Origin of the sequence: Chryseobacterium sp. W4I1, assembly GCF_030816115.1 — a bacterium.
Lineage (GTDB): Bacteria > Bacteroidota > Bacteroidia > Flavobacteriales > Weeksellaceae > Chryseobacterium.
Map to the genome: position 1 here is coordinate 2,779,289 of NZ_JAUSXQ010000001.1, position 23,946 is coordinate 2,803,234.

Sequence of the window (23,946 nt, forward strand, 5' to 3'; positions counted from 1 at the left end):
CGTAAATATTATGATCCTTTTTCAATCAAAAAAAAGAAGCCTGATTCTTTGTGCCTTATTAGCAGGTTTCTGTGCCAGTGCGCAGATCCAGGATTCATTGCAGCAGAATAAGCAGGAGCAGGAGGATAATGTAAAATACCCGGTACTTCAGATCAAAGGTCTTTTTCAGGCACGCTACCTCGTAGGCATGGCCAAAGATGTAGATGTGAACGGACTGCATCATGCAGATGGATCCGGGACAAGCAATAATTTCATGCTCAAATACATGAGGATTCAGGTGCGGGCACAGATCAGCAAAAGAACAGAAGTGGTTGCACTTGCCAATCTTGCAGACTTTAAAAATGATCCTAAAAGCAGGGTGCTTGAAAATGCTTATCTGAAATATACCTTTAACCCTAAATTGGCCTTTACTGTGGGACAGTTCAGACCGTGGTTCGGTATTGAAGAAACCTACCCGATTGACATCATCAAATCTCTGGACTGGTCTAATCAGTATACAGAGTTTGGAAAACTGGGCTGGACAAGTTTCCAGATCGGACTTTCTGCAACAGGACAGCTTCAGTTGGGCCAAATTCCTTTTCAATATGCTATTTCAGTGGTAAACGGAAATGGAAAAAACCAGGTCAACGATAACGACAACGGGAAGCAATATTCTACAAGACTTCTTTTTGGATTGTCTAAAAAATACAATTTCAATGTCGGCCTGAACGGAGGTATCGGGGAAGTTTTCAGCAAAAAAGTATATGCGGTAGGCATCGATTTGAGCTCACTGATCAAATTCGATCCGAAATGGAGCCTGGATATGCAACTGGAAGCAAAACAGGCAACCAATCATGTTCTGTATAATTCTGTTGTTCCGGAACTGAGACCCACCAATCCTGATGAATATCTCATTCGTGGTGTCTATTTTCTCCCGAATGTAAGATATGAGATCAATCATAAAAACCTCAGTGCCTTTGAACTGTCATGCCGGTATGAATATCTGGATACCAATTTCAGGCTTAACAGCAATCCAAGACAGACCATTACACCCATGTTCGGGCTGGAATTCCTGAAAAACTATGGGGCAAGAATACAGCTGGGCGTACAGTTTGACCGCTACAAACATCAGGTAGAAAACACATCACAATACAATAACAACCTGTTTATTGTTCAGGTACAGAGTAGATTTTAACCGCTTAAATATTTATAGATCATGAAAGAAATTAATATCAGAAATATCGCGATAACGTTTGCCGTTGCGCTGATCATTTGGTTTATCCCGGCTCCGGAAGGCGTCGCCGAGAACGCATGGCATCTGTTTGCTATTTTTGCGGCAACTATCCTTGGAATCATCCTTAAAGCAGCTCCCATGGGTACCATGTGTATGATGGCCATTGGATTTACAGCTCTTACCCAGGTGGTGGCTCCGGGAGATGCAGGAAAATCCATTACCAAAGCACTTTCCGGATTCGGAGATAAGGTAATCTGGCTGATTGGGATCTCCTTCTTTATTGCCAGAGGATTTATCAAAACCGGATTAGGAAACCGGATCGCATTTTTATTTATCAGAATCTTCGGTAAAAGCTCACTGGGATTAGCTTACGGGCTTGGCTTAGCTGATGTCTGCCTGGCTCCTGCCATTCCAAGCAATACCGCAAGGGGAGGCGGAATCATTTATCCGATTATGAAATCTATGGCTATCAGTTTCGACTCCGTCCCTGAAAAACCGGAAACTCACAGAAAATTGGGTTCATTCCTTACCCTGAACAGTTATTATATGAACCTTATCGCTTCATCCATGTTCCTGACCGGAACTGCGAGTAATCCGATGTGTCAGAAATTTGCAGCCAATCTGGGAATCAATATCACTTGGATGTCATGGGCTGCAGCCGGTTTCGTTCCTGGTCTGGTCGCATTTTTTGTGGTACCGTTGGTTCTATACAAATTATATCCGCCTGAATTGAAAAAAACAGGGGATGCCCCGAAAATGGCCGCTCAGAAATTAAAAGAAATGGGGCCTATTTCCAGAAACGAATGGCTGATGCTATTGGCATTCTTTATTCTCTTAGCCCTGTGGATATTTGGAGGCGCATTGTCTATAGACGCTACCACAACTGCTTTCATTGGACTTACCATGTTGCTTCTTACTTCAGTACTCACCTGGGAAGATATCAAAGGAGAAAAAGGCGCATGGGATACCATCGTATGGTTTGCGGTACTGGTGATGATGGCCAGTTCTCTGAATGAGCTCGGCTTCATCAGCTGGTTCAGTGATCTGATCAAAGTTAAAATTGGTGGATTAAGCTGGCAGGTTGCCTTTCCGGTAATCGTTTTAGTCTACTTTTTCAGCCACTATATTTTTGCGAGTGCAACGGCTCACGTGGCAGCTATGTATGCAGCCCTGTTAGGTGTTGGTGTTTCTTTGGGAATTCCACCGATGTTGCTGGCAATGATGCTTGGTTTTTTAGGTTCTATTTATGGAGTACTTACCCATTACGGCCACGGTCCGGCTCCGGTATTCTACGGAAGCGGGTATGTAGAACTGAAAGCCTGGTGGCTGCGGGGTCTTGAAATAGGAATTGTATTATTGATCATCTATATGGTAGTCGGTGGACTTTGGATGAAAGTTTTAGGATATTATTAATTATTAAATAAAAAATATGCTGTCAACACTGTCAAGAAAAATGCTGATGTGCCTTACGGGATTATTCCTGAGCTTCTTCCTGCTGATCCATTTCTTGGGGAATCTCCAGCTGTTTCTTCCGCCGGAGCAGGCGCATCTGCAATTTAATGCCTATTCACATTTTCTGTCCGGAAATATTCTGATCAAAATAGTTTCCTATGTGCTGTATGCAAGTATTATCCTGCATGCTCTGGACGGGCTGGTCATTACCCTAAAAAATAAAAAATCGGGAGGTAGTTATCAGTCGGAAAGACGTGGAAGAGCCAGCAAATGGTATTCCCGGAATATGGGAATCCTGGGAACGCTGATTCTGATCTTTCTGGTGATTCACTTTCAGAATTTCTGGTATATCTACAAATTTGGAAACCCTCCACTGGATGACAACGGAAATAAGGATCTGTACATTCTTGTCGTAACGGTTTTCAAGGAATGGTGGTATGTCATCATTTACATACTATCAATGGTTGCTTTATGCTATCATCTGATCCACGGAATTCACAGTGCGGCCAGAACATTGGGACTCTACCATCCTAAGTTTGTAAAATGGTTCAAGACTGCCGGAATTGTTTATTCAGTCATTATCAGTATAGGCTTTGCACTGATGCCGGTTTACGTATTCTTTACTGCCAATTAAACAGAAAAGTTATGATCTTAAATTCAAAAATACCACAAGGTCCGTTAGAACAGAAATGGGACAATTATAAAAAGAAAGCCAAGCTCGTTAATCCAGCCAACCGTAAAAAACTGGACGTTATTGTCGTGGGAACCGGGCTTGCAGGTAGCTCTATTGCGGCTTCTCTGGGTGAAATGGGATATAATGTGAAATCATTCTGCTTCCAGGACAGCCCCAGGCGAGCGCATTCTGTAGCTGCACAGGGCGGTGTGAATGCCGCTAAAAATTATAAAAATGACGGGGACAGTGTTTACAGAATGTTTGTCGATACACTTAAAGGCGGAGACTTCAGAGCCCGGGAAGCGAATGTCTACCGTATGGCAGAATGCTCTTTAAACCTGATCGATCAGGCTGTGGCGCAGGGTGTTCCGTTCGGACGTGAATATGGCGGCTATCTCAACAACCGATCCTTCGGTGGGGTTCAGGTGAGCCGGACTTTTTATGCAAGAGGACAAACCGGGCAACAACTGCTTCTTGGTGCTTACCAGGAATTGATGAGACAGGTGGGAAAGGGCACTGTACAGCTGTATTCGAGACACGAAATGCTTGATCTTGTGATGATCGACGGCAAAGCAAGGGGAATTATAGTCAGAAATTTAGATACCGGGGAAATTGAAAGACATGCTGCCCATGCGGTTGTTCTGGCAACCGGAGGTTACGGGAAGATTTATTACCTATCCACCTTAGCCATGGGCTGTAACGGTTCTGCGATATGGAGAGCTCATAAAAAAGGAGCGTTGATGGCTTCTCCGAGCTGGATTCAGGTACACCCTACTTCATTGCCTCAATCCGGAGACTACCAATCCAAATTAACCCTGATGTCGGAATCACTGCGGAATGACGGAAGGATCTGGGTTCCTCTGAAAGCTGATGAAACCAGACTGCCAAACGATATCCCGGAAAACGAAAGAGATTATTATCTTGAACGCAGGTATCCTGCTTTTGGAAATCTCGCTCCGAGAGATATTTCATCCCGTGCCGCCAAAGAAAGAATAGATGCGGGTTTTGGAATCGGACCACTCAAAAATGCAGTATATCTTGATTTTTCCAAAGCAATAAGAGAGCAGGGAAAGGAAAAAATTCAGGAGAAATACGGAAATTTATTCGATATGTATCTTAAAATCACAGGATATAATGCTTATAATGAACCGATGATGATCTCTCCATCCGCCCACTTTTCAATGGGTGGACTTTGGGTAGACTATGAACTGATGACCACTATTCCGGGACTTTTTGCATTGGGAGAAGCTAATTTTGCGGATCATGGAGCCAACAGACTGGGTGCCAATTCTCTGCTTCAGGCTTCTGTAGACGGCTATTTTATTGCACCTTATACCATTGCCAATTATCTGGCTGATGAAATTCATACCGGAAAAATTTCACCGGATGCTCCTGAATTTGAAACCGCAGAAAATGCTGTTAAGAAGCAGATCCAGGATTTTATGGATATCCGGGGAACTAAAACCGTCGATTATTTCCACAAAACTTTAGGAAAACTTTTATATGATTATTGCGGTCTTGCGAGAAATGAAGAAGGGCTGAAATATGCCATCGGAGAAATCAGGAAATTGAAACAGGAATTTTACAGAGATGTAAGAGTTTCCGGACAGGGTGACAAAATGAACTCAGAACTGGAAAAAGCAGGTCGTGTTGCCGATTATTTCGAGATCGGGGAACTGATGTGCTATGACGCTTTAACCCGGAATGAATCCTGCGGTGCCCACTTCAGGGAAGAGTTTCAAACGCCGGATGGAGAAGCTTTAAGAAATGATACTGAATACCAGTTTATCTCCGCATGGGCGTGGGCAGGCGAAAACAGGGAACCCGAACTGATCAGGGAACCGCTGATATTTGAAGAGATACAGCCAACGGTAAGAAGCTACAAATAAAAAACAAAAATTATGGATTTACATCTTAAGATATGGAGACAGAAAGACAAACAGAGTGAAGGAAAGCTGGTCAGTTATGATCTGAAAGAGCTGAATCCCCACATGTCTTTCCTGGAAATGCTGGATACTTTAAATGAAAAGCTCATTACGGAAGGCGATGAGCCTGTAGAATTCGATCATGACTGCCGGGAGGGAATCTGCGGACAATGCGGCATGATGATCAACGGAATTGCCCACGGACCTTTAAAAAATACAACAACCTGTCAGCTTCACTTACGTTCTTTTAAGAACGGTGAAACGATTTTAATCGAACCTTTCCGGGCAGAAGCATTTCCTGTGAAGAAAGATCTTAAAGTAGACCGTTCTGCTTTTGACAGGATTATTTCTTCAGGCGGTTTTGTTTCTGTAAATACTGGCCAGGCTCCTGATGCTACAGCCATTGCAGTTACCCATCAGATTGCTGAAGAAGCTTTTGATTCTGCAGCCTGCATAGGGTGCGGAGCATGTGTGGCCACCTGTAAAAACGGAAGTGCTGCATTATTCACTTCTGCAAAAATCACTCATATGGTTCTACTTCCACAAGGTAAAAAGGAAAGAAATGAACGTGTCCTGAATATGGTTACCCAAATGGATCATGAGCTTTTCGGGCACTGTTCCAATACGGAAGCCTGTGAAGTGGAATGTCCACAGGGAATTTCTGTTCTCAATATTGCGAGAATGAATTACGAATATGGCCGGGCCTTATTCTTTAGAAAAAAATAGTTTAGTACAAAAAACAGAGAAGGTTAATTAACCTTCTCTGATATTTAAACTCCCGGTATTGTTATTTGGTCGGGATTATTTTCATCATAAATAATTTCGATAGTTCCTGCTTTTGGAACTGTGGAAAGATCCAGAAGCCTTACCATCTTTTTGTAGACTGTGATATGCTCTATTCCTTTAAAATCCTTAAAGCTTACCTGGAATATAAGCTGCGGCTGGTCATTCACGGTAAGTCCTGTCTGGTTAACGCTGATGATCTGCGCCTGAGCATTTCTGCCGGCAAAAAGGATTCGTTCTTCTTTTTTATTTTTCACAAATTTTCCAACAATCAATTTGTAGGCTAATATCGTCAGCAGGAACATCACTCCACTGAAAATAATGGGATGCATAAAAGTGAGAAATCTCCATCCGAAATCAAACGATTCTCTGAAATAAAAGTAGGTGTAAAGGCCGAGAACATAAAAAATCATAAAGGTGACAAATACAATTCTGATGATCATATTGGTCATCTTAAATTTCGTCTGTATACCACTCAGAACAAAATAGGGTTCGTCTGAGGTATGAGGATTGAGGAGAACTTTAACGGTCTTCCCGGTTTCAAATCTTTTTTCCTGGGGTTTCGTGTCATAAAACATCATTTCATGCCGGATCAGAATATTTTTGAGATTCTGAAAGGACAACACGATATGGATCAAATTGATATTTTTCTTACGATTGTACCGTACCAGTTTATAATCAATAATTTCCGCATCCCTGGGAATTCCGTTTTTGAGAATATGGCTGATGGTATTTTTCTCTTTAAACGTTTTCAGGAAAAGATTGCTGATGAAAAATGCCAGTACATAAAGCCAAACAAGAACAGAAAAACCGAGATATACATAGCTCAAGGCTGGTGTATTTCTCGGTTCAGTTGTTATTTCCGAAGTCGTCATATAAATAAAGATCGGAAACGGTATGCAGAAAAAGAGCATATAAAGCGTCCAGAAAATGATCATAAATTTCATAACTGTTATTTTGCGATGCGTGATAAAGTTATGATATTATTCTTTAATCTGATTAGAGGGACGGGATAATTCTCGTGTTTTATAAGTTACGAAGCTTGAGACTGGAAGAGGGAAGTTATTGAGGTCTAAAACAACTCAAGCTAGCACTTACTGTTCTCTCAGAAATCAATTCATCAAATTTTAATCTAACCAGTAATCACTTCTGCCCTCCTTCTTCCATCTTCCAACCGTATTATCTTACTATTATACTTCTTTTTCAAAGTAAAGTCTGTAGTATTTTCCTTTATCATCCTCTCCCATTTCCAACTTCTGTCTGTCGCCATGAATGTAGATGTGGAAGTTTTTATCAAGTTTAATGATACTTTTAAAATGACGCTGGGTCTTCTTTACTGCGGCTTCACTGATCGGGAATTCTTCAGCAATGTTTACCTGCATATCCTGTTCGTAATCGGTTTTGAAATTTACAAAACTTTCGATCACATGCTGGTCACCCAAAACTTCGGTAGCAAATTCATCAAGCTTAAATTCTTCTTTTTCCTTGAAGAAATTGATGGATTTATTTAAGAAATCGGCCTGGTCTGCCTTGGAAACTTCAAATTCCTGCGGAAGCTGTTTGGTGATATAGTCTTTGTAAACCATTAATGCTTCCTGAGTGTGGAAATATTCATCGTCACGCTGCTTTACTTTCAGGAAATCCTCGAACCAGTAGTACATATCTCCGTTTTTATTGTTATCAACCACGGAAAGTACATAGCCTGTTTCTTTGTTATTATTGTAGATCAACGCAGCTTTGTCAATTTTAGACAAACCGATTCCCTGGTCTTTCTCAATATCAAAAGTTTCTTCATTAGGGGAAATTTTAAGGAAAGATTCTCTTTTTTCCGTTTTAAAGATCCCGATTTTATCAACTTTATCCGGACGATCGCTTTCCTCTTCAAAAAGGACAATAAACAGTTCTCCCCCCTGAACTCTTGGGTTTTCAGCGGCTTCAAAAAGGTGCTTGGCAATATTTTCAGATTCCCAAAGGAACTTGGCTCTGTCTTCAAAGATCTCGGATACGGAACTGTAGACCGGATTATTGACCAGATACGTGTCGCTGTAAAAATTGAAGGTTTCTTCTGATTTAAAAGAGCCTAAAAAATAATCTTCCAGCAGCTCTGCCATTCCTTCTTCCAGCTTTAGCTCTTCCTGAGACAGCGTTAAAGATTCTCCGTTGATTTTATTTCCTACTCGGTGTACTATAATTTTTGAAAACATGTCCTGAATAATTTGGAGTGCAAAGATATTCATTCTATTCTTTCCATCATACAAATAAAAAATACTCTAAAAGTATACACGAATGAACATAGTATCTTTGACTGAAAATATTGAGTCATTATTTTTTATATTGTATTTAATTTTTTTAATCAGGTTATATTTAACAGCCATCTATTTTTACAAAGACAATTATTTGAAAAAAAACATTAAAAATATAAGATTTGATCAGCAGAAAGCACCTTATGGGTGCGAATTACTGGAGTTGGATACCTTGCTAAAAAAGCTTTCAACATTCACTTATTTTGGCAAAACAGAACGAATTCACTTCTTCATTGTAATGATTATTACGGAAGGAAGTGGAAAGCATTTTGTGGATTTTAAAGAATATCAGCTTGAAAGAGGAACAATCTTATTTATTGCGCCGGGCCAGATCCAACAATATGAACGCAATCCTCAATATAAAGGATATATGCTGATATTTACTGAATATTTTTTCCGTAAGCAGGCCAACGAGCTTAGTTTTCTCAATCAGTCAGCCATATTTGATACCACTCTATCCAACGCCTTTAAAACCTGATCCGGAAATATTTTCTCAAATGCTGCAGCTTCTGCTTTTATTGCAAACAGAAATTTCATCATCTTACACCTTTTCAAAGGAAGAAAGCCTTCAAAAACTGACAAGTTTATTTCTCATTTATTCCGAGCGGCAAAAACAGATGGATAGCAATCATATTTTGAACCATCGTTATCTGTCCCAATATTATCACTTTAAACAATTGCTTGAACAGCATTTCCTCCTTGAACGCGGTGTAGATTTCTATGCTTCTCTGCTGGCAATTACCCCAAAAACACTCAACAGGATCACACGGTCTGCCATTCAGAAATCTGCCAAAGAACTCATTGATACAAGGGTAATAATTGAAATAAAACGGCTGCTGTTATTTGAAAAGTTAAGTATAAAAGAGATTGCTTATACTCTTAATTTTAACGAACCTACCAATCTGATCAAGTATTTTAAAAAGCATACAGGACAAACACCTACAGCGTACAAAGAATAGCAATGTCCGTTTTTTACCATTTTTTGTCTGCTTTCAACCTTTTTGGGCTCAACCAAATATTAGATCTTTGTATTTATAGTATCCAAAAAAATTATTTCAGATTTAAAACACAAATTGATACCTTATAGGATCCGGATATTATAAAACTTCATACAAAACTGGTTGCATGCGTTAATCGTAAGCTTGCAGGAAGGTACAAACACAAACAAATGCTGTCTTTACTATTTTAGACAGCTTTTATTTTTTCAGGACTACTCTGTCTTCCGTCTATTATTTTTATTTCATATGTTCATTAAACCTGCCTCATTTTGATAGCAACCTTATCATTTTGACAGGATTTTTAAGATTGTAAACTTTGATGAAATTAAATAATATTTTGATTTACAGATAATTAACAAAACCCTATTCTCAAGGGAATGCCGTTCGCTTCATGGTATTCAAAACATACCCAATGGATCTAAATACATTAAACCGACTTGACAAGTTGCGAAGATTAAAAAGCAGAGGACCAAAAACTCCTAAGTGGCTGAAACCTTACCATCTGCTGTTCATGGCTTTCCTGGCCGTTTTTATCTTTGGAGCCATTATCAAAATTTTAGAACAAAATCATTAAAATTATGAACTATTCAGAAGCCGTACAGGAAATTGCCGAGATCATTCCCGACTTTGAAAATGAACTCGTAAAAACCACACCTCAGAATTCTTACACTGTGACCCGAAATTTCACGGAATGTATCAAAAATATGATCCGGCAGAACGACAGAAATGTTTTATTTAAAAGCCTTCATAAAATGGATAAAATTTATACTGATGGTGATACTGCTTTAAAAAATGCAGTAGAGGGGGTTTTTATCTTTTCTCTGGACAATTGTACCGCTTTTTGTCCGGAAGAATATAGAAAAGTGATCTTTAGTCACATTTCAAAGGGATTGCAGCAAACCTATTCGAGACAAATCTACAATCATGGCCTATAAATTTCGTTACATTTTTAGGGTGTTTCATTACAAAATGAAATAATACTAAAAAACAAAACCTATTCAAATTCAACACATTATGAAAACAAAGATCAGAAGGATATCTGACTGGGAAACGTGGAAAACCACCACCAACAGGCACAATACAGAGTTATTGCTTACTCACATCGCTGTGATTATAGGGGTATTCATTTTTGCTGCCATGCTATAATTTTGGTACACATTTCGCTGAAAGATAAATACTGAAAAATATTAGTTATGATGAAAGTACAAATGCAAGCTATTAATAAAAAAATAGCCGTTGAATACTTAAAATTTTTCTATCCACCACTCCGAAATGAAATCACTCAATTATCTGTACAGGAAAACTTTGCAGGCGTGATCCAGGCGACCATCAACTATTTAAAAGATATGCTACAGGAATCGAAGATCTACATCGTAGCTCATCATATCAAGCTAATGGACTGGATCTACAGAAACGGGGATTCTTATGTAAGAACCGTCATTGAAAACCTGTTTGTAAGATCATTGGAAAGTTTTAAAAAACATTCCAAGATCCAGCAGTGGCAGCTTCTTTATCAGAACATGCCCGATAATTTCCAGCTTATTTATAATGAGCAGCAGAAGCAGGACGAAATCTTTTTTGGCAAGTAAGAAAATAATTTAATTTGTAAGGCTCTTCAGGCATATTGTCTGGGGAGCTTTTTATTTTCCAAAAATTACACTTTTTTTACTATTAGATATTTAACTTAATATCAATGGTTTATTATCAAAAACAGCCTGTTTATTACACTTTCAACAAATTTTATCAATTATATTTCACCGTATGGTGCAAAATATTATCTTTGCATCCATAAATTTCACTATACAAAGAATTATCGGTATACTGTAATTTCAACCGCACCGGATTTTGTTCTTTTCTATTTCAGAAGAAAGTATCCGGAGTAAAAACAGACTATGAGAAAATTTATATATGTAATGGCTGCTTTTTCTTTAGCAGTCTTGGGGAGCTGTACTAATGAAGCGGCAAAATTGGATGATAATCAGATGGCACGTACGCCCGAACAGGTTATTAATATTACTTCATACGGAAGTTATCCTTCATCACTTTCAAAGTTTAAAACTTTATCGAAGGGAGCAACAGATCCTGATGATTTTACGGAAACCCGTGAATTTCAGTCTTCAGAATCTATCGTACTGCCACATCTTCAAATGTATATTTTCCCGGGATCCCTTCTGAAAGGGAATTCTATCCAGAATATGGACTTTAAACCTATTTCGGCCTCAGTAAAGCCTGTTACCGTTTCTATGTCTATTCCGGCTTTGAACAAAAAAACAGCATTTACGATAGACCAACCTTCATTGTCTAAGACCAGACAGCTGGTACAGGATTATATCCAGTCTGCAGATTTTACTCAGAACGGTACTTTAAGTTACAGTGTTGAACAGTTTACTTCTTATGATGAGCTGAAGGTAGCCTTCGGATCGAATGTAAATACCAGATCATTATTCGGAAAAAATTCTTCTTCTACAAATATCGAAGAGGGAATGATTTCAAAAAGAAGCGGATTTTATGTGAAATTTTACCAGACTTCTTTCACGCTGGATATGGATATTCCGGCAGGATCGCTTGTTAATGACAATAATTTTGACAGCGGCGGTGTGGAACCTGTTTATGTAAGTTCTATTTCTTACGGAAGAATGGGCGTTCTGTCTATTGAAACAAATGAGCAGGCAGATACAGCAAAAAAGACGATCAATGAGACCTTCAGCAAGCTATTTGTAAATGGAGAAAGTTCTCTGACCCAGGAGGAAAAAAACTTCCTGAATGGTGCTGATTTTAATTTATACCTGATTGGCGGAAGCGGCGTTACAGCAGTACAGTCTTTTCAGGGATATGCCGCTTTTGTAAATCATATTGCTAAAGGAAATTTCTCGAAAAGCCAGCCAGGAGTTCCTATTTTCTGTTCCTATTCTTACCTGAATGATAATTCTCCAGTGAAGACGACCTTCAAATTCGATATTAAAAAGAAGCCTGTTTACGTAGAGCTGAAAATAGAAAATATAGAAAATTTCAGAACTACATTTGGACCTACGCAGTTTGGTAAGATGGGAAAACTGACACTTCATTATTATGACAGCCGTTCCAGAACCAAAATGATTGCACCACCGTATGTGAAGTTTAAGATTAAAGCAGACAGAACGGCAACAGGAGATGATATTCTGGGCATTAAGAGTCCTTTCATCGATCAATATACCTATCCAAGGGAAATTACACTCCAAAATGCCGGGGGTGATACTTTCACCAATGTTTCAGGGTTTTACTCTACATCATGCATTTTTGACATGGCAAATCCCAATAATGCCACTTACTGTGCAAACCCGTTGAACATTGTTCTGGATAACGAACTCAGAAATTTCATGAACGGCCGAAATATGAGTCAGAGTGCAAAATACACCTATACTATTCTGCCTGATCCTAGCAACAGTTATATCGTAATCAATTAAGTTATGAAAAAATCTTTCTACATCATTCTTACTTCCCTGCTTGCAGTTTCATGCAGCGGTAACGATGATCATGTTATTGAAAATCCTAAGCCTGCAGAAAAGGAAGTATACAGTTTTGGGTATAAAAATTATAATGTCCGCAATATTTCTGCGTATAAAGGTCCTTCCGGGCAAAAAAATGAGGTCTCGGAATCTTACCTGAACTCCTACTGGAGTACTTATCAAGAGCCGGCCTGGAAAAAAATAAGCCTGGATCTGAAGAAGAGCTCCCTTCATCTTATCTCTGGAACGTCAGCAGATATTACATATAATGTGAAAATTGAGAAAGATTCGGTATTCATTAATGAAAACAACGGACAGAGTTTTATCGGAATTTTTAATAAAAATGAAGCTTTATTTACGCTTAAAAGATCTTTGATATCTATGAAAAAGATGCCGAGAGAAAATATAAGTGGTCTGATTTTTTCTCAAAAAGTAAGTTTTGGGATTACCGGTTACCAGGATGTTTTCGGGAACAGTATTTTCAGCAATCCGTCTGAAATGACAGAGGCAGGAGATGATGTTCTTTGGTGCAATATAGATTATTATTTTCCTTCTTTATAAATTTTAACGATGTGTAATCAGATCTCAGAAATATCCTTTCATGCATTTATTTGATCTGAAAACAGCCTCCCCTAACGAATTGTTGGGGGAGTTTTTATTTTTTTAGCTCAAATTTACATGATTTTTATCACTATAAAGAGAACTACATAAATTAAAACCAACCAGTTACATGTAATTAATCTTTTATTAATAATGGTTAACAAAGATTTAATCAATATATATTTCACTAATACGTGTAAAAACAATACTTTTGGGACCTCAAATTAAATTTATGAAAAGAATCATTTTACCCATTACATTACTGGTTTTAACTGGTATTTCTTCAATTTCATGTCGTCAGGATATTAATGAAGAAGCTCAAACTGTCATAGAAGGAGCAAAGACTTCCAGAGGAATTAATCCTGTTGTAAGTTTACCTTCCAAGTATTTAAATTATGACGAGGTTTCTGTAGGAGGAAATAAAGTTGCTTCCAAAACAACAACAGTCACTTTAAACAGTGACCAGATGGTTGTAACATCACCTAATAAAACGTTCATCGGCGGGGTTTACAATTCTACGACCCTGGACAATCTTTCGTATACGCCGATCTCTTATCCTGTAAAGCCAATTACGGTTTCTTATTCATTCCCGTCTGATTTTATTGTGGACACGATTGAAAAGCCTACGCTTTCCAGCATGAGATCTTCCATATTCAAAGCTATGCAGAGTGCCAACTTCAGTGGTCAGCAGTCGCTTGCTTTTGATTATAATATCAAGCAGTTTTCTTATTACAGTGAGCTTAAAATTGCATTCGGGGCTAATGTAAATATCGGAAGCATTTTCAGTATTGATATCAGCGGAAGCAACAATAAAGTGAAAAAAAATACGGGAATCTTTGCTAAGTTTACTCAGAAGAATTTCACCATTGATATGGATATTCCGGATAATGGGAATATTTTTAAAAATGAATCTGACCTGGATCTGGCAGCTTCTAAAAACCCGGTTTACATCAACTCTATCACCTACGGAAGACTTGGAATTATATCTCTGGAATCTGATTATTCTTATAACGAAACGGCTTTTGCTTTAAAGGCAGCATTAAATGCTAAAATGGTGAACGGATCTATCAGCATTGATGTTCAGAGTAAAAAAATTCTTGAAGAATCTGATCTGAAAGTATATATTCTCGGCGGTATAGGGTCTGATGCAGTACAAGTGGTACAGGGCTACACGGGCTTTATCAACTTTATTGTAAACGGAGGACAGTTTACAGCTAACGCTCCTGGAGTTCCAATTAACTTTACAGCAGCTCATGCTGGGGATAATTCTGTATACTATACCACTTTCACGGTAGAAAAATAATATGAAGAAATTAATATATCTAATGGCGGTCATTTCTATGGCTGCCTTAGAAAGTTGTACAAATGAGCTTGAAAGATCTGCGGAAGCTCAGGAAATGGCCCGGGCACCTCAGCAAGTAGTGAATGTGACTTCATTCGGAACGTATCCATCAGCATTATCCGGGAAAAACAGAAATATGCTGGCTAAGGGTGGTAATGCGGAAGAATTTACTGAAACCAAAGAGTTTGAATCTTCAGAATCTATCGTACTGCCACATCTTCAAATGTATATTTTCCCGGGATCTCTGCTGAAAGGGAATTCCATACAGGATATGAATTTTAAGCCCATTACGGCTTCGGTAAAGCCTGTTACCGTTTCGATGTCTATTCCAGCTTTGAATAAAAAGACAGCATTCACCATAGATCAGCCTTCTTTATCCAAAACAAGACAGCTGGTACAGGATTATATTCAGTCTGCTGATTTTACGCAGAATGGAACGCTGAGCTACAGTGTTGAGCAGTTTACTTCTTATGATGAGCTTAAAGTCGCCTTCGGATCGAATGTAAATACCAGATCATTATTTGGGAAAAATTCTTCTTCTACGAATATTGAGGAAGGAATGATTGCCAAAAGAACCGGTTTTTATGTAAAATTTTATCAGACGTCTTTCACTCTGGATATGGATATTCCCTCAGGATCGCTAGTTAATGACAATAATTTTGACAGTGGTGGTGTGGAGCCGGTGTATGTAAACTCCATTTCTTATGGAAGAATGGGTGTTTTGACTATCGAAACCAATGAGCTTACTGAAACAGCGAGAAAGACAATTAATGAATCATTCAGTAAATTATTTGTTAAAGGGGAAAGCTACCTGACGGAAGATGAAAAAAATTTCCTGAACGGTGCAGATTTCAATCTTTATATGATTGGTGGAAGCGGCGTTACAGCAGCTCAGTCTTTTAAGGGATATGAAGCATTTGTGAATCATATTTCAAAAGGAACTTTCTCGAAAAGCCAGCCTGGTGTTCCGATTTTCTGTACCTATTCTTATTTAAAGGATAATTCTCCGGTAAAAACTACATTTAAGTTTGACATCAAAAATCCGCCGGTTTATGTAAAACTTGTAAAGGAAAATATCACAAGTGGCCGTAATAGAAATGTAGACCTAAAGCTATATTTTTATTCCAGTAAGAGCCAGACCAATACGATTGCCCATCCCAGCATCCGTTTTGTGATCAATAAAATATCAAAAGTAGGAAGAAAAAATAGTGGTATGAATGGGCCATGGACTTTTACTACCACCAATGAGCCAATCATCCTTCAAAATGCAGGGATGAATATTAATATGAGTATTCCAAATCAAGTGCTGTCCCGTGAGAACGGGCCTTGTGTACCAAGGGGCAGATTCGGCTGTGAAGTGGTGCCTATTTACACAGAAGATGTGGAATACAGTATAGCACCGAGTGACAAGTACAACTATCTTGTTATAGATTAAAAATACATTGTATAGATGTGTAACCGGATAATAGAATATCCTTATATGATTAATCTGAAAAAGAACTCCCCACATTTTGTCCGGGAGTTTTGTTTTATTTATCTTTTTTCACAAAGACTTTTTGAATAATCAGAAGTTCCTGTTGATTCATCTTTGAACTTTTTTCTAGCTTGGCCATAAATGTAGAAACTTCATCAGGAGTTGCGGGTGATCCTAGATTTTCTCCCTTGCTGTCGAAGGAATCAGCAAGCACCTCTCCTTTTGGGTTTAAGATAATCCAGAAAGGGAGTCCTGCATTTTCTCCTTTATATTTATTCATCAATTCCTGTCCGCCGGGATTTTCAAGCTTTTTCTTGTCCCCTCTCTCCTGAACGTCGATATAAGTCGTCACAAATTTCTTATCGAAAATTGGTTTGGTTTCAGGAAGGTTCATATTTTTTTCCATTAGCTTACACCAGCCACACCATGAGGCATGAAATACCAGCAAAACATTTTTATTTTGGACTTTAGCTTCTGTCAGAGCTTTATTTAATTCTATATCTGCTTTTTCCTGCGCAGCATTCAGTTGAAACAGGAATAAAGAAGCAACGATGATCACTTTAAAAAATTTCATTTAAATTTTGGTTTGGTTTACTGATACTAATTTACATAAAAGTGGATACTCATATTTCATTTATTTAGAAAAATGTATATTTGAAATAAATCATCATATGTTGAATTAAAATAAACACAATGGCATATTGTTATACTTGTGGCCGTTCAGGGGCTTATCATCGCAAGAATGTTGTCACTGGTCACTCCTCATCCAGCCGTACCAATGTAACATATACAGGTCCCCGATTTCTGTGTGATGAATGTTCATTGAATATGGACAGATCCGCTTTGCAAGACAAAATTTATAACAGATATTTCATCATTCTAATTTTGTTGGTATTGATTTATTTTTTTAAAAGATAAAATGGCATATTCAGACAGTTTAAAACCGCTTAAAACTCATTTAGCCATACTAAATCTGGTCATTATAGGACTTATCCTTTTTCTGTTTATGGCACCGGGAAACTTATTGGGTCACAGCTCAATTAAGGATATCAATTCGGTTTCAGCCAAAATAATTGCTAAAAACGGGGCATCAATTAGGGACATGCCTTCCAGAAAAGGCAAAGTAATAGTAATTGCCCCTGTAAATTCGGAAATAAAGATTATTCAGAGAAAGGTTCAAAGTGATATAATTGATCACAAACCGGGAAGTTGGGTGAAGGTTGAATATTTAGGAAAAACGGGCTATATCTGGGAACATCTTATTGATTAAAATAATTTTACTATATCAGAAATACTACTGTAATAAGAAGAAAACCGCTGCAAATATGATATTTACAGCGGTTTTTATAATGATATGCTATTAATCTATAGCTAATTATTTTACTTCTTCGAAGTCTGCATCCTGTACATCTTCAGCTCCTCCTCCATTATTGGTATCTCCAGGATTTTGAGCACCTGCTTCAGCACCTGGCTGTTGACCAGCGGCATATAATTCTTCAGAAGCTGCCATCCATGCTGCATCTAAAGCTTCTGTTTTAGCTTTAACATCATCCGCATTTTTAGCTTCAAAAGCTGTTTTCAATTCTCCGTGAGCTGCTTCAATTGCTGCTTTCTTGTCAGCGGATAATTTCTCACCGAATTCTTTCAACTGCTTTTCAGTCTGGAAGATCAATCCGTCAGCTTTGTTGAAGATCTCAACTTCTTCTTTTCTCTTAGCATCTGCTGCAGAGTTTTCCTGAGCTTCTTTCTTCATTCTTTCGATTTCTTCGTCAGAAAGACCTGAAGAAGCCTGGATTTTGATCGTTTGTTCTTTCCCGGTTCCTTTATCCTTAGCAGAAACGCTTAAGATACCATTCGCATCAATATCGAAAGTTACTTCAATCTGAGGAACTCCTCTTGGTGCCGGTGGAATATCTGCAAGATCAAATCTACCGATCTCTTTGTTATCGTTGAACATTGCTCTTTCTCCCTGTCCTACTCTGATGCTTACAGCTGGCTGGTTGTCAGAAGCTGTAGAGAAAACTTCAGATTTCTTAGTTGGGATCGTAGTGTTTGCATCAATTAATTTAGTGAATACAGAACCCATTGTTTCGATACCTAAAGAAAGCGGCGTAACGTCAAGAAGCAATACATCTGTTACATCTCCTGTCAATACTCCTCCCTGAATAGCAGCTCCAACAGCAACTACCTCATCCGGGTTAACTCCTTTTGAAGGTTTTTTACCGAAGAATTTTTCTACTTCTTCCTGAATGATAGGGATTCTTGTAGAACCACCTACTAAAAGTACTTCATCAATATCAGAAGTTGATAGACCTGCATCTTTCAATGCTTTTGCTACCGGCTCCATAGATCTTCTTACAAGATCAGCAGCTAACTGCTCAAATTTAGCTTTAGTTAAAGTCTTCACTAAGTGTTTAGGACCTGTAGCTGTAGCCGTTATATAAGGTAAGTTGATCTCAGTCTGAGGAGAAGAAGATAACTCGATTTTTGCTTTTTCAGCAGCTTCTTTCAATCTCTGAAGGGCAATAGCGTCAGTTTTAAGGTCTACTCCTTCTTCAGCTTTGAATTCATCAGCCATCCAGTTGATGATCACATCATCAAAGTCATCACCACCTAAGTGGGTATCACCGTTTGTAGACAATACTTCAAATACACCGTCTCCTAAATCAAGGATAGAGATATCGAAAGTACCTCCTCCAAGGTCATATACAGCAATCTTCTGATCTTTGTGGCTTTTATCCAAACCATAAGCCAAAGCAGCTGCAGTAGGCTCGTTAATGATTCTTTCTACTTTAAGACCTGCAATTTCTCCAGCTTCTTTAGTAGCTTGTCTCTGCGCATCGTTGAAATAAGCAGGAACAGTAATTACTGCTCTTGTTACCTCCTGGCCAAGATAATCTTCTGCAGTTTTCTTCATTTTCTGAAGAGTCATTGCAGAAATTTCCTGTGGTGTATATTCTCTGTCGTCGATTTTTACTTTTACGGTATCATTCGGTCCTGCTACAACTTCATAAGGTACTCTTGAAATTTCTTTAGCATCTTCCTTAAAATGAGTACCGATAAATCTTTTGATAGAGTATACAGTTTTCTTTGGATTGGTTACAGCCTGTCTTTTTGCAGGATCTCCTACTTTTCTTTCTCCATCTTCTGTAAATGCTACGATAGACGGAGTCGTTCTTTTACCTTCTGCGTTAGGAATAACAACAGGGTCTTTTCCCTCCATTACAGCAACACAAGAGTTGGTTGTTCCTAAGTCAATTCCAATTATTTTACTCATAATATTTTATTTTTTCTAATTTTTATATTTTAATTTACACTCTCAATTTCTCAATATCTATACCATTCAAAAATTTGTGACAAAATGACAGAATCAACATTATGTATCGCAAAAAACATATTTGAGATTATGTTAAATGGTACTATTCAAGACAGTTTGAACATCTGGAGAATACTTAAAAATTAATCAAAGTTTAACCTTATAAATATGAATTAAACATTATGAATTACTATTTTTGATAAAATATAAACTTTAGAATGTCAGTACACTTTAATCCGCGAGATATTACATGGCTAGCCTTCAATGAAAGGGTTTTACAGGAGGCCATGGACGAAAATGTCCCTTTACATTTAAGAATACGTTTCCTGGGAATTTTTTCCAACAATTTAGACGAATTTTTCAGAGTACGTGTAGCCGGATTAAAGCGTGCAATGGATTTTAAAGAAAAAGTAATCGCAGAATCTTTCTATCAGCCCCCTTCAAAAATCCTTCAGCGGATCAATGAAATTGTGATCAGACAGCAGCAGAATTTCGATAAGACCTGGAAACACATTCAGGTTGAAATGGCTGGTCTTAAAGTTTCTATTAAAAATTCTAAAAACCTCACTGCCAAGCAGAAGGAATTTGTAAGACAATATTTTGACGAAGTCGTGGAATCCAATGTCATCCCTATTCTTCTTCATGAAAATACTCCAATGCCTTATCTAAGGGACAAAAGTCTTTATCTGGGTGTTGCCATGAGAAAAAAAGACTGGCAGTATTCCAGTAATTATGCAATTATTGAAATACCTTCCCGTTTTGTAGGAAGATTTGTCCTGCTGCCAACGGAGGATCCGGAGGAAAAAAATGTCATGCTTCTTGAGGATGTTATTACCTTCAACCTTCCGCATATTTTTTCTTATTTTGGATATGACGAATTTTCTGCCAATGCTTTTAAAGTAACAAAAGATGCTGAACTGGAACTGGATAATGATATCCGTACCAACTTCGCAGAAAAAATAGAGAAAGGCCTTAAAAACCGAAGAAAAGGAAAGCCAACCCGTTTTGTCTTTGATAAGGATATGGATAAGGCGCTCCTGGAGCTGCTGATCCGTAAATTGAATTTAACAAAGAAAGACAGCATTATTCCGGGTGGAAAGATTCACAATTTCAAACATTTTATGGATTTTCCAGATGTTTTTGAAACCTATGAGAGACCTGTAGAAAGATCATCCTTCACCCATCAGGCTTTTGAAAACGGAGAAAGAGTGACAGATGTTATTTTAAAGAAAGATGTCCTGCTTTCTTTCCCCTACCACAAATACAACCCTGTGATTGATCTTCTGCGTGAAGCGGCTATGGATCCTGATGTAAAATCTATACAAATTACAGCGTACCGGCTTGCCAGCAACTCAAAAATAAGTAATGCACTGATCTATGCTGCAAGAAATGGTAAGGAAGTAACGGTGATGCTGGAACTTCAGGCAAGATTTGACGAAGAGTCCAATCTGAAATGGAAAGAAATGTTTGAGCCGGAAGGAATTACTGTTCTCGTGGGTCTTCCCAACAAAAAAGTACACGCCAAACTCTGTGTAATTAAAAAACGAGCTCACAATAAAACTCTTCAATATGGTTTTGTAAGCACCGGAAATTTCAATGAAAAAACAGCAAGAATCTATGGTGATCATTTATTGATGACAGCCGACCGCGCCATCATGGCAGATATCAATAAGGTCTTCAATGTCCTGAAAAAACCTAAAGATGATTTTCTGCCTGTTTTAAAAACCTGTAAAAATTTAATGATCTGTCCACAGTTCATGCGTGAAAAGATCGTTCATCATATTGATAAGGAAATTGAAGAAGCCAAAGCAGGAAGAAAAGCTGAGATCATCATCAAAGCCAATTCGATGAGCGACAGAGCTCTGATTGAAAAACTTTATGAAGCCGCCTATGCCGGAGTAGTCACGAAAACCATTGTAAGGGGAATCTACTGTCCGGTCAATCAGAAGGAATTTAAAGAAAAGATTAAGGCCATAAGCATTGTAGATGAATATCTGGAACATGCCAGGGTAATGTACTTCTACAACAAAGGAGCAGAAGACATATACATCTCTTCCGCAGACTGGATGACCCGGAACCTGGACTACAGAATAGAGGCCGCAGCGAAGATCACAGACAAAGAACTGAAAAAAGAATTAAAAGATATTCTTGACATTCAGTTGAGAGATAATGTAAAAGCTCGTATTTTAGACAAAAAATTGAGCAACGAGTATGTCAGGAATGATAAAAAGGAATGCCGTTCTCAAATAGAAACCTATACATATTTAAAAGCTAAAACAAGCAAAAAATGAAGATTGCAGCGATAGACATAGGAAGCAACGCCGCCAGACTTCTGATCAATGAAGTAAGGATCAGCAACAGAAAACCTGAATTTATAAAACTTAATCTTCTAAGAATTCCGCTGCGACTGGGCATGGATGTTTTTACCATGGGAATGATTGGTGAGGAAAGAGAAAAAATGGTCATCGATTCTATGAAGATCTTCAGCGACCTTATGAAGATCTATAAAGTGGATCACTACCGCGCCTGCGCCACCAGTGCTATGCGTGATGCCTCGAACGGAAATGAGATCATCAAACAGGTTCGGGAGACTTCCGGAATTAATATAGAGATCATCTCAGGAGATGAGGAAGCAACACTTGTCTATGAAAACCATGTTGCAGAAGGACTGGACAAAGAATTTGCCTATCTTTACATTGACGTGGGAGGAGGTTCCACAGAGCTTACCTTTTACGAAAACGGAAATATGATCTATGAAAAATCCTTCAATATCGGAACGATCAGGCTTCTGAATAATCTGGTAACGCCGGAAAACTGGCAGGAAATGAAAGATGCGATCAGGGAAAATATTGTCAGCAAAAAGCCTATTGTTGCTATTGGTTCAGGAGGAAACATCAATAAGGTTTTCTCAATGAGTAAAACAAAAGATGGAAAACCTATGACACTTTCTCATCTTAAAAAGGTCTACAAGGAATTTAATGAGCTTTCTGTGGAAGAAAGAATGACAAAACATACCCTTCGGGAAGACAGAGCCGATGTTCTTGTCCATGCTTTAAGGATCTTTAATAACGTAATGTCATGGTCAGATATTAATAGAATATTTGTTCCTAAAATTTCAGTAGCTGATGGATTGATCCATAATATTTACAGCAAGCTGCACGAAAAAAAATAAATTTCTTATATATTATATTTAAAACCAGTCTTCTATGGCTGGTTTTTGTTTATTGTAAATCCCATTACGGGCAAAGCGAAGCAATTCCTCAATATTCTTACTGAAGTATTTCTTAATGTTTAAGATTGAAATTGCTTCGCTTTGCTCACAATGACGATACATTTGTACAATATTCTGGTGATAAATCCGTGTAGATCCGTAAATCTGCGGTAATAAAATGAAGTACTATACTACTTTCCTTAAAATACAGTTTTTTTACTGTAAATTTAAAGTAAATCAAAAAGTTCATACGTCATACATAATATCAACAGAGAAAAATGAATCCGATCAAAATAATTCTTACAGGTGCAACCGGCATGGTAGGTGAAGGTGTTTTAATGGAATGCCTTGAAAATCCCAATGTTTCAGAAATACTTAGCGTAAGCAGAAAACCTTCCGGAAAAACACATGCCAAGCTGAAAGAATATTTAGTTCCGAATTTCCTGGCCATAGATCTCCACGATGAAAATCTTAAAGGATATGATACCTGTTTTTTCTGCGCAGGGATCAGCAGTGTTGGGATGAATGAGGAAGACTATACAAAGATCACATATGATACTACTCTACATTTTGCTAAAGCTGTTCTGAACCAAAACCCCGATATGGTGTTCAATTATGTTTCAGGAGCCTCTACTGACAGTACAGAAAGTGGAAAATTGATGTGGGCCAGAGTAAAAGGCAGAACTGAAAATGCTCTGAAAAAACTGGGATTCAGAAATGCATTCAATTTCAGACCGGGATTCATGAAACCTGTTGACGGTCAGATTCATGTAAAATGGTTTTTCAAGCCACTTATTTGGCTTTTCCCTATTGTATTACCTTCAAAATCATTAACTTTACACGAAGTAGGTCAGGCAATGATCAATGCCGTACATAAAGGCTATCCTACGTCTGTATTGGAAATTAGAGACATTAAAAACTTATCTATATGAGAGAAATGTTAAAAAGAATCATTCTGGTTATTTTTGTACTCCTGGTTCTTACTGCTGTTTCAGGATTTTTTTATATGCAGCAGCATCCCTTGGAAGGAAACAGTCCGGCAGGAAAGGTTCTCAATATTTCAGGACAACAGGCTAAATAATAAAACGGTAATGCTGTTACTTTTTATTAAACATTTCTTAAAATTCCATTAAAACACTTGCCATCCATAAAGTTCATTTTTGCATACATC

The 23,946-nt window shown here is 38.1% G+C and carries 24 protein-coding genes; 20 read left to right on the forward strand and 4 right to left on the reverse strand.

The annotated features are described in order from the left end of the window. Window positions 1-10: 10 nt before the first annotated feature. From QF044_RS12890 to QF044_RS12910, 5 genes are read left to right on the forward strand one after another with little or no spacing between them, the layout of a single operon-like run. Window positions 11-1,174, forward strand: a complete 1,164-nt coding sequence (locus QF044_RS12890; RefSeq protein WP_307267880.1) for a porin — start codon at window positions 11-13, stop codon at window positions 1,172-1,174. A 21-nt stretch (window positions 1,175-1,195) separates the two neighbouring features. Next, complete coding sequence (locus QF044_RS12895; RefSeq protein ID WP_307267883.1) at window positions 1,196-2,626, forward strand: anion permease; 1,431 nt, start codon at window positions 1,196-1,198, stop codon at window positions 2,624-2,626. A 16-nt stretch (window positions 2,627-2,642) separates the two neighbouring features. Continuing rightward, entirely contained in the window at window positions 2,643-3,299 is a 657-nt protein-coding gene (locus QF044_RS12900; protein ID WP_307267884.1) for a succinate dehydrogenase cytochrome b subunit, read from the forward strand. Window positions 3,300-3,310: 11 nt separating this feature from the next. Then, window positions 3,311-5,227, forward strand: a complete 1,917-nt coding sequence (locus QF044_RS12905; RefSeq protein ID WP_307267888.1) for a fumarate reductase/succinate dehydrogenase flavoprotein subunit — start codon at window positions 3,311-3,313, stop codon at window positions 5,225-5,227. Window positions 5,228-5,239: 12 nt separating this feature from the next. Beyond that, window positions 5,240-5,989: a succinate dehydrogenase/fumarate reductase iron-sulfur subunit gene (locus QF044_RS12910; RefSeq protein WP_307267890.1), complete on the forward strand. Its 750-nt coding sequence runs from the start codon at window positions 5,240-5,242 to the stop codon at window positions 5,987-5,989. A 44-nt stretch (window positions 5,990-6,033) separates the two neighbouring features. Here the strand turns inward: QF044_RS12910 and QF044_RS12915 are convergent, their stop codons facing one another. Together QF044_RS12915 and QF044_RS12920 are read right to left on the reverse strand one after the other, a co-directional pair. Next, on the reverse strand, window positions 6,034-6,993 hold the full coding sequence (locus QF044_RS12915) for a hypothetical protein (RefSeq protein ID WP_307267892.1): 960 nt from the start codon (window positions 6,991-6,993) through the stop codon (window positions 6,034-6,036). Window positions 6,994-7,236: 243 nt separating this feature from the next. Next, window positions 7,237-8,250, reverse strand: coding sequence for a nucleoid-associated protein (locus QF044_RS12920; RefSeq protein WP_307267895.1), 1,014 nt, complete (start codon window positions 8,248-8,250; stop codon window positions 7,237-7,239). Window positions 8,251-8,443: 193 nt separating this feature from the next. Between QF044_RS12920 and QF044_RS12925 the strand changes: the two genes are divergently transcribed. The 10 genes from QF044_RS12925 to QF044_RS12970 all read left to right on the forward strand — a co-directional run bounded on the left by QF044_RS12925 (window position 8,444) and on the right by QF044_RS12970 (window position 16,209). Then, window positions 8,444-8,827: an AraC family ligand binding domain-containing protein gene (locus tag QF044_RS12925; protein ID WP_307267896.1), complete on the forward strand. Its 384-nt coding sequence runs from the start codon at window positions 8,444-8,446 to the stop codon at window positions 8,825-8,827. Between the two features lie 19 nt (window positions 8,828-8,846). Then, window positions 8,847-9,308 carry a helix-turn-helix domain-containing protein gene (locus tag QF044_RS12930; RefSeq protein WP_307267899.1) on the forward strand — a complete coding sequence of 154 codons (462 nt, stop codon included), beginning with the start codon at window positions 8,847-8,849 and terminating at the stop codon, window positions 9,306-9,308. Window positions 9,309-9,759: 451 nt separating this feature from the next. Then, on the forward strand, window positions 9,760-9,921 hold the full coding sequence (locus QF044_RS12935) for a hypothetical protein (protein WP_307267901.1): 162 nt from the start codon (window positions 9,760-9,762) through the stop codon (window positions 9,919-9,921). Between the two features lie 4 nt (window positions 9,922-9,925). Further along, window positions 9,926-10,282, forward strand: coding sequence for a hypothetical protein (locus QF044_RS12940; protein ID WP_307267904.1), 357 nt, complete (start codon window positions 9,926-9,928; stop codon window positions 10,280-10,282). A 79-nt stretch (window positions 10,283-10,361) separates the two neighbouring features. Beyond that, on the forward strand, window positions 10,362-10,493 hold the full coding sequence (locus tag QF044_RS12945; protein WP_307267907.1) for a hypothetical protein: 132 nt from the start codon (window positions 10,362-10,364) through the stop codon (window positions 10,491-10,493). Window positions 10,494-10,540: 47 nt separating this feature from the next. Next, window positions 10,541-10,936, forward strand: coding sequence for a hypothetical protein (locus tag QF044_RS12950; protein ID WP_307267910.1), 396 nt, complete (start codon window positions 10,541-10,543; stop codon window positions 10,934-10,936). 303 nt (window positions 10,937-11,239) lie between these two features. Next, a complete protein-coding gene (locus tag QF044_RS12955) occupies window positions 11,240-12,790 on the forward strand; it encodes a thiol-activated cytolysin family protein (protein ID WP_307267913.1) in 1,551 nt (516 codons plus the stop codon). A 3-nt stretch (window positions 12,791-12,793) separates the two neighbouring features. Then, complete coding sequence (locus QF044_RS12960) at window positions 12,794-13,393, forward strand: hypothetical protein (RefSeq protein WP_307267916.1); 600 nt, start codon at window positions 12,794-12,796, stop codon at window positions 13,391-13,393. 271 nt (window positions 13,394-13,664) lie between these two features. After that, entirely contained in the window at window positions 13,665-14,735 is a 1,071-nt protein-coding gene (locus QF044_RS12965; protein WP_307267919.1) for a thiol-activated cytolysin family protein, read from the forward strand. A 1-nt stretch (window position 14,736) separates the two neighbouring features. Beyond that, complete coding sequence (locus QF044_RS12970) at window positions 14,737-16,209, forward strand: thiol-activated cytolysin family protein (protein ID WP_307267922.1); 1,473 nt, start codon at window positions 14,737-14,739, stop codon at window positions 16,207-16,209. Window positions 16,210-16,303: 94 nt separating this feature from the next. Here the strand turns inward: QF044_RS12970 and QF044_RS12975 are convergent, their stop codons facing one another. After that, the gene (locus QF044_RS12975; protein ID WP_307267924.1) at window positions 16,304-16,822 is read right to left on the reverse strand and encodes a thioredoxin family protein; all 519 of its coding nucleotides are present in this window, start codon (window positions 16,820-16,822) and stop codon (window positions 16,304-16,306) included. A gap of 345 nt (window positions 16,823-17,167) precedes the next feature. Between QF044_RS12975 and QF044_RS12980 the strand changes: the two genes are divergently transcribed. Next, on the forward strand, window positions 17,168-17,518 hold the full coding sequence (locus tag QF044_RS12980) for an SH3 domain-containing protein (protein WP_307267926.1): 351 nt from the start codon (window positions 17,168-17,170) through the stop codon (window positions 17,516-17,518). Between the two features lie 105 nt (window positions 17,519-17,623). On the opposite strand, the gene dnaK is transcribed toward QF044_RS12980, so the two are convergent. After that, the gene (dnaK, locus tag QF044_RS12985; RefSeq protein WP_307267929.1) at window positions 17,624-19,525 is read right to left on the reverse strand and encodes a molecular chaperone DnaK; all 1,902 of its coding nucleotides are present in this window, start codon (window positions 19,523-19,525) and stop codon (window positions 17,624-17,626) included. Window positions 19,526-19,782: 257 nt separating this feature from the next. Between dnaK and ppk1 the strand changes: the two genes are divergently transcribed. The 4 genes from ppk1 to QF044_RS13005 all read left to right on the forward strand — a co-directional run bounded on the left by ppk1 (window position 19,783) and on the right by QF044_RS13005 (window position 23,856). Then, window positions 19,783-21,855: a polyphosphate kinase 1 gene (gene ppk1 / locus QF044_RS12990; RefSeq protein ID WP_307267932.1), complete on the forward strand. Its 2,073-nt coding sequence runs from the start codon at window positions 19,783-19,785 to the stop codon at window positions 21,853-21,855. Further along, a complete protein-coding gene (locus tag QF044_RS12995) occupies window positions 21,852-22,736 on the forward strand; it encodes an exopolyphosphatase (protein WP_307267935.1) in 885 nt (294 codons plus the stop codon). Before ppk1 ends, QF044_RS12995 begins: the two co-directional genes overlap by 4 nt. Window positions 22,737-23,053: 317 nt before the next feature. Continuing rightward, complete coding sequence (locus QF044_RS13000) at window positions 23,054-23,707, forward strand: NAD-dependent epimerase/dehydratase family protein (RefSeq protein ID WP_307267937.1); 654 nt, start codon at window positions 23,054-23,056, stop codon at window positions 23,705-23,707. Next, entirely contained in the window at window positions 23,704-23,856 is a 153-nt protein-coding gene (locus QF044_RS13005) for a hypothetical protein (RefSeq protein WP_307267940.1), read from the forward strand. Before QF044_RS13000 ends, QF044_RS13005 begins: the two co-directional genes overlap by 4 nt. Window positions 23,857-23,946 lie beyond the last annotated feature (90 nt).

Bases quoted from the DNA above. Each gene is read 5' to 3' on its own strand.
- QF044_RS12890 (WP_307267880.1), top strand. From the start codon at position 11: ATGATCCTTTTTCAATCAAAAAAAAGAAGCCTGATTCTTTGTGCCTTA.
- QF044_RS12895 (WP_307267883.1), top strand. From the start codon at position 1,196: ATGAAAGAAATTAATATCAGAAATATCGCGATAACGTTTGCCGTTGCG.
- QF044_RS12900 (WP_307267884.1), top strand. From the start codon at position 2,643: ATGCTGTCAACACTGTCAAGAAAAATGCTGATGTGCCTTACGGGATTA.
- QF044_RS12905 (WP_307267888.1), top strand. From the start codon at position 3,311: ATGATCTTAAATTCAAAAATACCACAAGGTCCGTTAGAACAGAAATGG.
- QF044_RS12910 (WP_307267890.1), top strand. From the start codon at position 5,240: ATGGATTTACATCTTAAGATATGGAGACAGAAAGACAAACAGAGTGAA.
- QF044_RS12915 (WP_307267892.1), bottom strand. From the start codon at position 6,993: ATGAAATTTATGATCATTTTCTGGACGCTTTATATGCTCTTTTTCTGC.
- QF044_RS12920 (WP_307267895.1), bottom strand. From the start codon at position 8,250: ATGTTTTCAAAAATTATAGTACACCGAGTAGGAAATAAAATCAACGGA.
- QF044_RS12930 (WP_307267899.1), top strand. From the start codon at position 8,847: ATGCTGCAGCTTCTGCTTTTATTGCAAACAGAAATTTCATCATCTTAC.
- QF044_RS12935 (WP_307267901.1), top strand. From the start codon at position 9,760: ATGGATCTAAATACATTAAACCGACTTGACAAGTTGCGAAGATTAAAA.
- QF044_RS12940 (WP_307267904.1), top strand. From the start codon at position 9,926: ATGAACTATTCAGAAGCCGTACAGGAAATTGCCGAGATCATTCCCGAC.
- QF044_RS12945 (WP_307267907.1), top strand. From the start codon at position 10,362: ATGAAAACAAAGATCAGAAGGATATCTGACTGGGAAACGTGGAAAACC.
- QF044_RS12950 (WP_307267910.1), top strand. From the start codon at position 10,541: ATGATGAAAGTACAAATGCAAGCTATTAATAAAAAAATAGCCGTTGAA.
- QF044_RS12955 (WP_307267913.1), top strand. From the start codon at position 11,240: ATGAGAAAATTTATATATGTAATGGCTGCTTTTTCTTTAGCAGTCTTG.
- QF044_RS12960 (WP_307267916.1), top strand. From the start codon at position 12,794: ATGAAAAAATCTTTCTACATCATTCTTACTTCCCTGCTTGCAGTTTCA.
- QF044_RS12965 (WP_307267919.1), top strand. From the start codon at position 13,665: ATGAAAAGAATCATTTTACCCATTACATTACTGGTTTTAACTGGTATT.
- QF044_RS12970 (WP_307267922.1), top strand. From the start codon at position 14,737: ATGAAGAAATTAATATATCTAATGGCGGTCATTTCTATGGCTGCCTTA.
- QF044_RS12975 (WP_307267924.1), bottom strand. From the start codon at position 16,822: ATGAAATTTTTTAAAGTGATCATCGTTGCTTCTTTATTCCTGTTTCAA.
- QF044_RS12980 (WP_307267926.1), top strand. From the start codon at position 17,168: ATGGCATATTCAGACAGTTTAAAACCGCTTAAAACTCATTTAGCCATA.
- dnaK (WP_307267929.1), bottom strand. From the start codon at position 19,525: ATGAGTAAAATAATTGGAATTGACTTAGGAACAACCAACTCTTGTGTT.
- ppk1 (WP_307267932.1), top strand. From the start codon at position 19,783: ATGTCAGTACACTTTAATCCGCGAGATATTACATGGCTAGCCTTCAAT.
- QF044_RS12995 (WP_307267935.1), top strand. From the start codon at position 21,852: ATGAAGATTGCAGCGATAGACATAGGAAGCAACGCCGCCAGACTTCTG.
- QF044_RS13000 (WP_307267937.1), top strand. From the start codon at position 23,054: ATGAATCCGATCAAAATAATTCTTACAGGTGCAACCGGCATGGTAGGT.
- QF044_RS13005 (WP_307267940.1), top strand. From the start codon at position 23,704: ATGAGAGAAATGTTAAAAAGAATCATTCTGGTTATTTTTGTACTCCTG.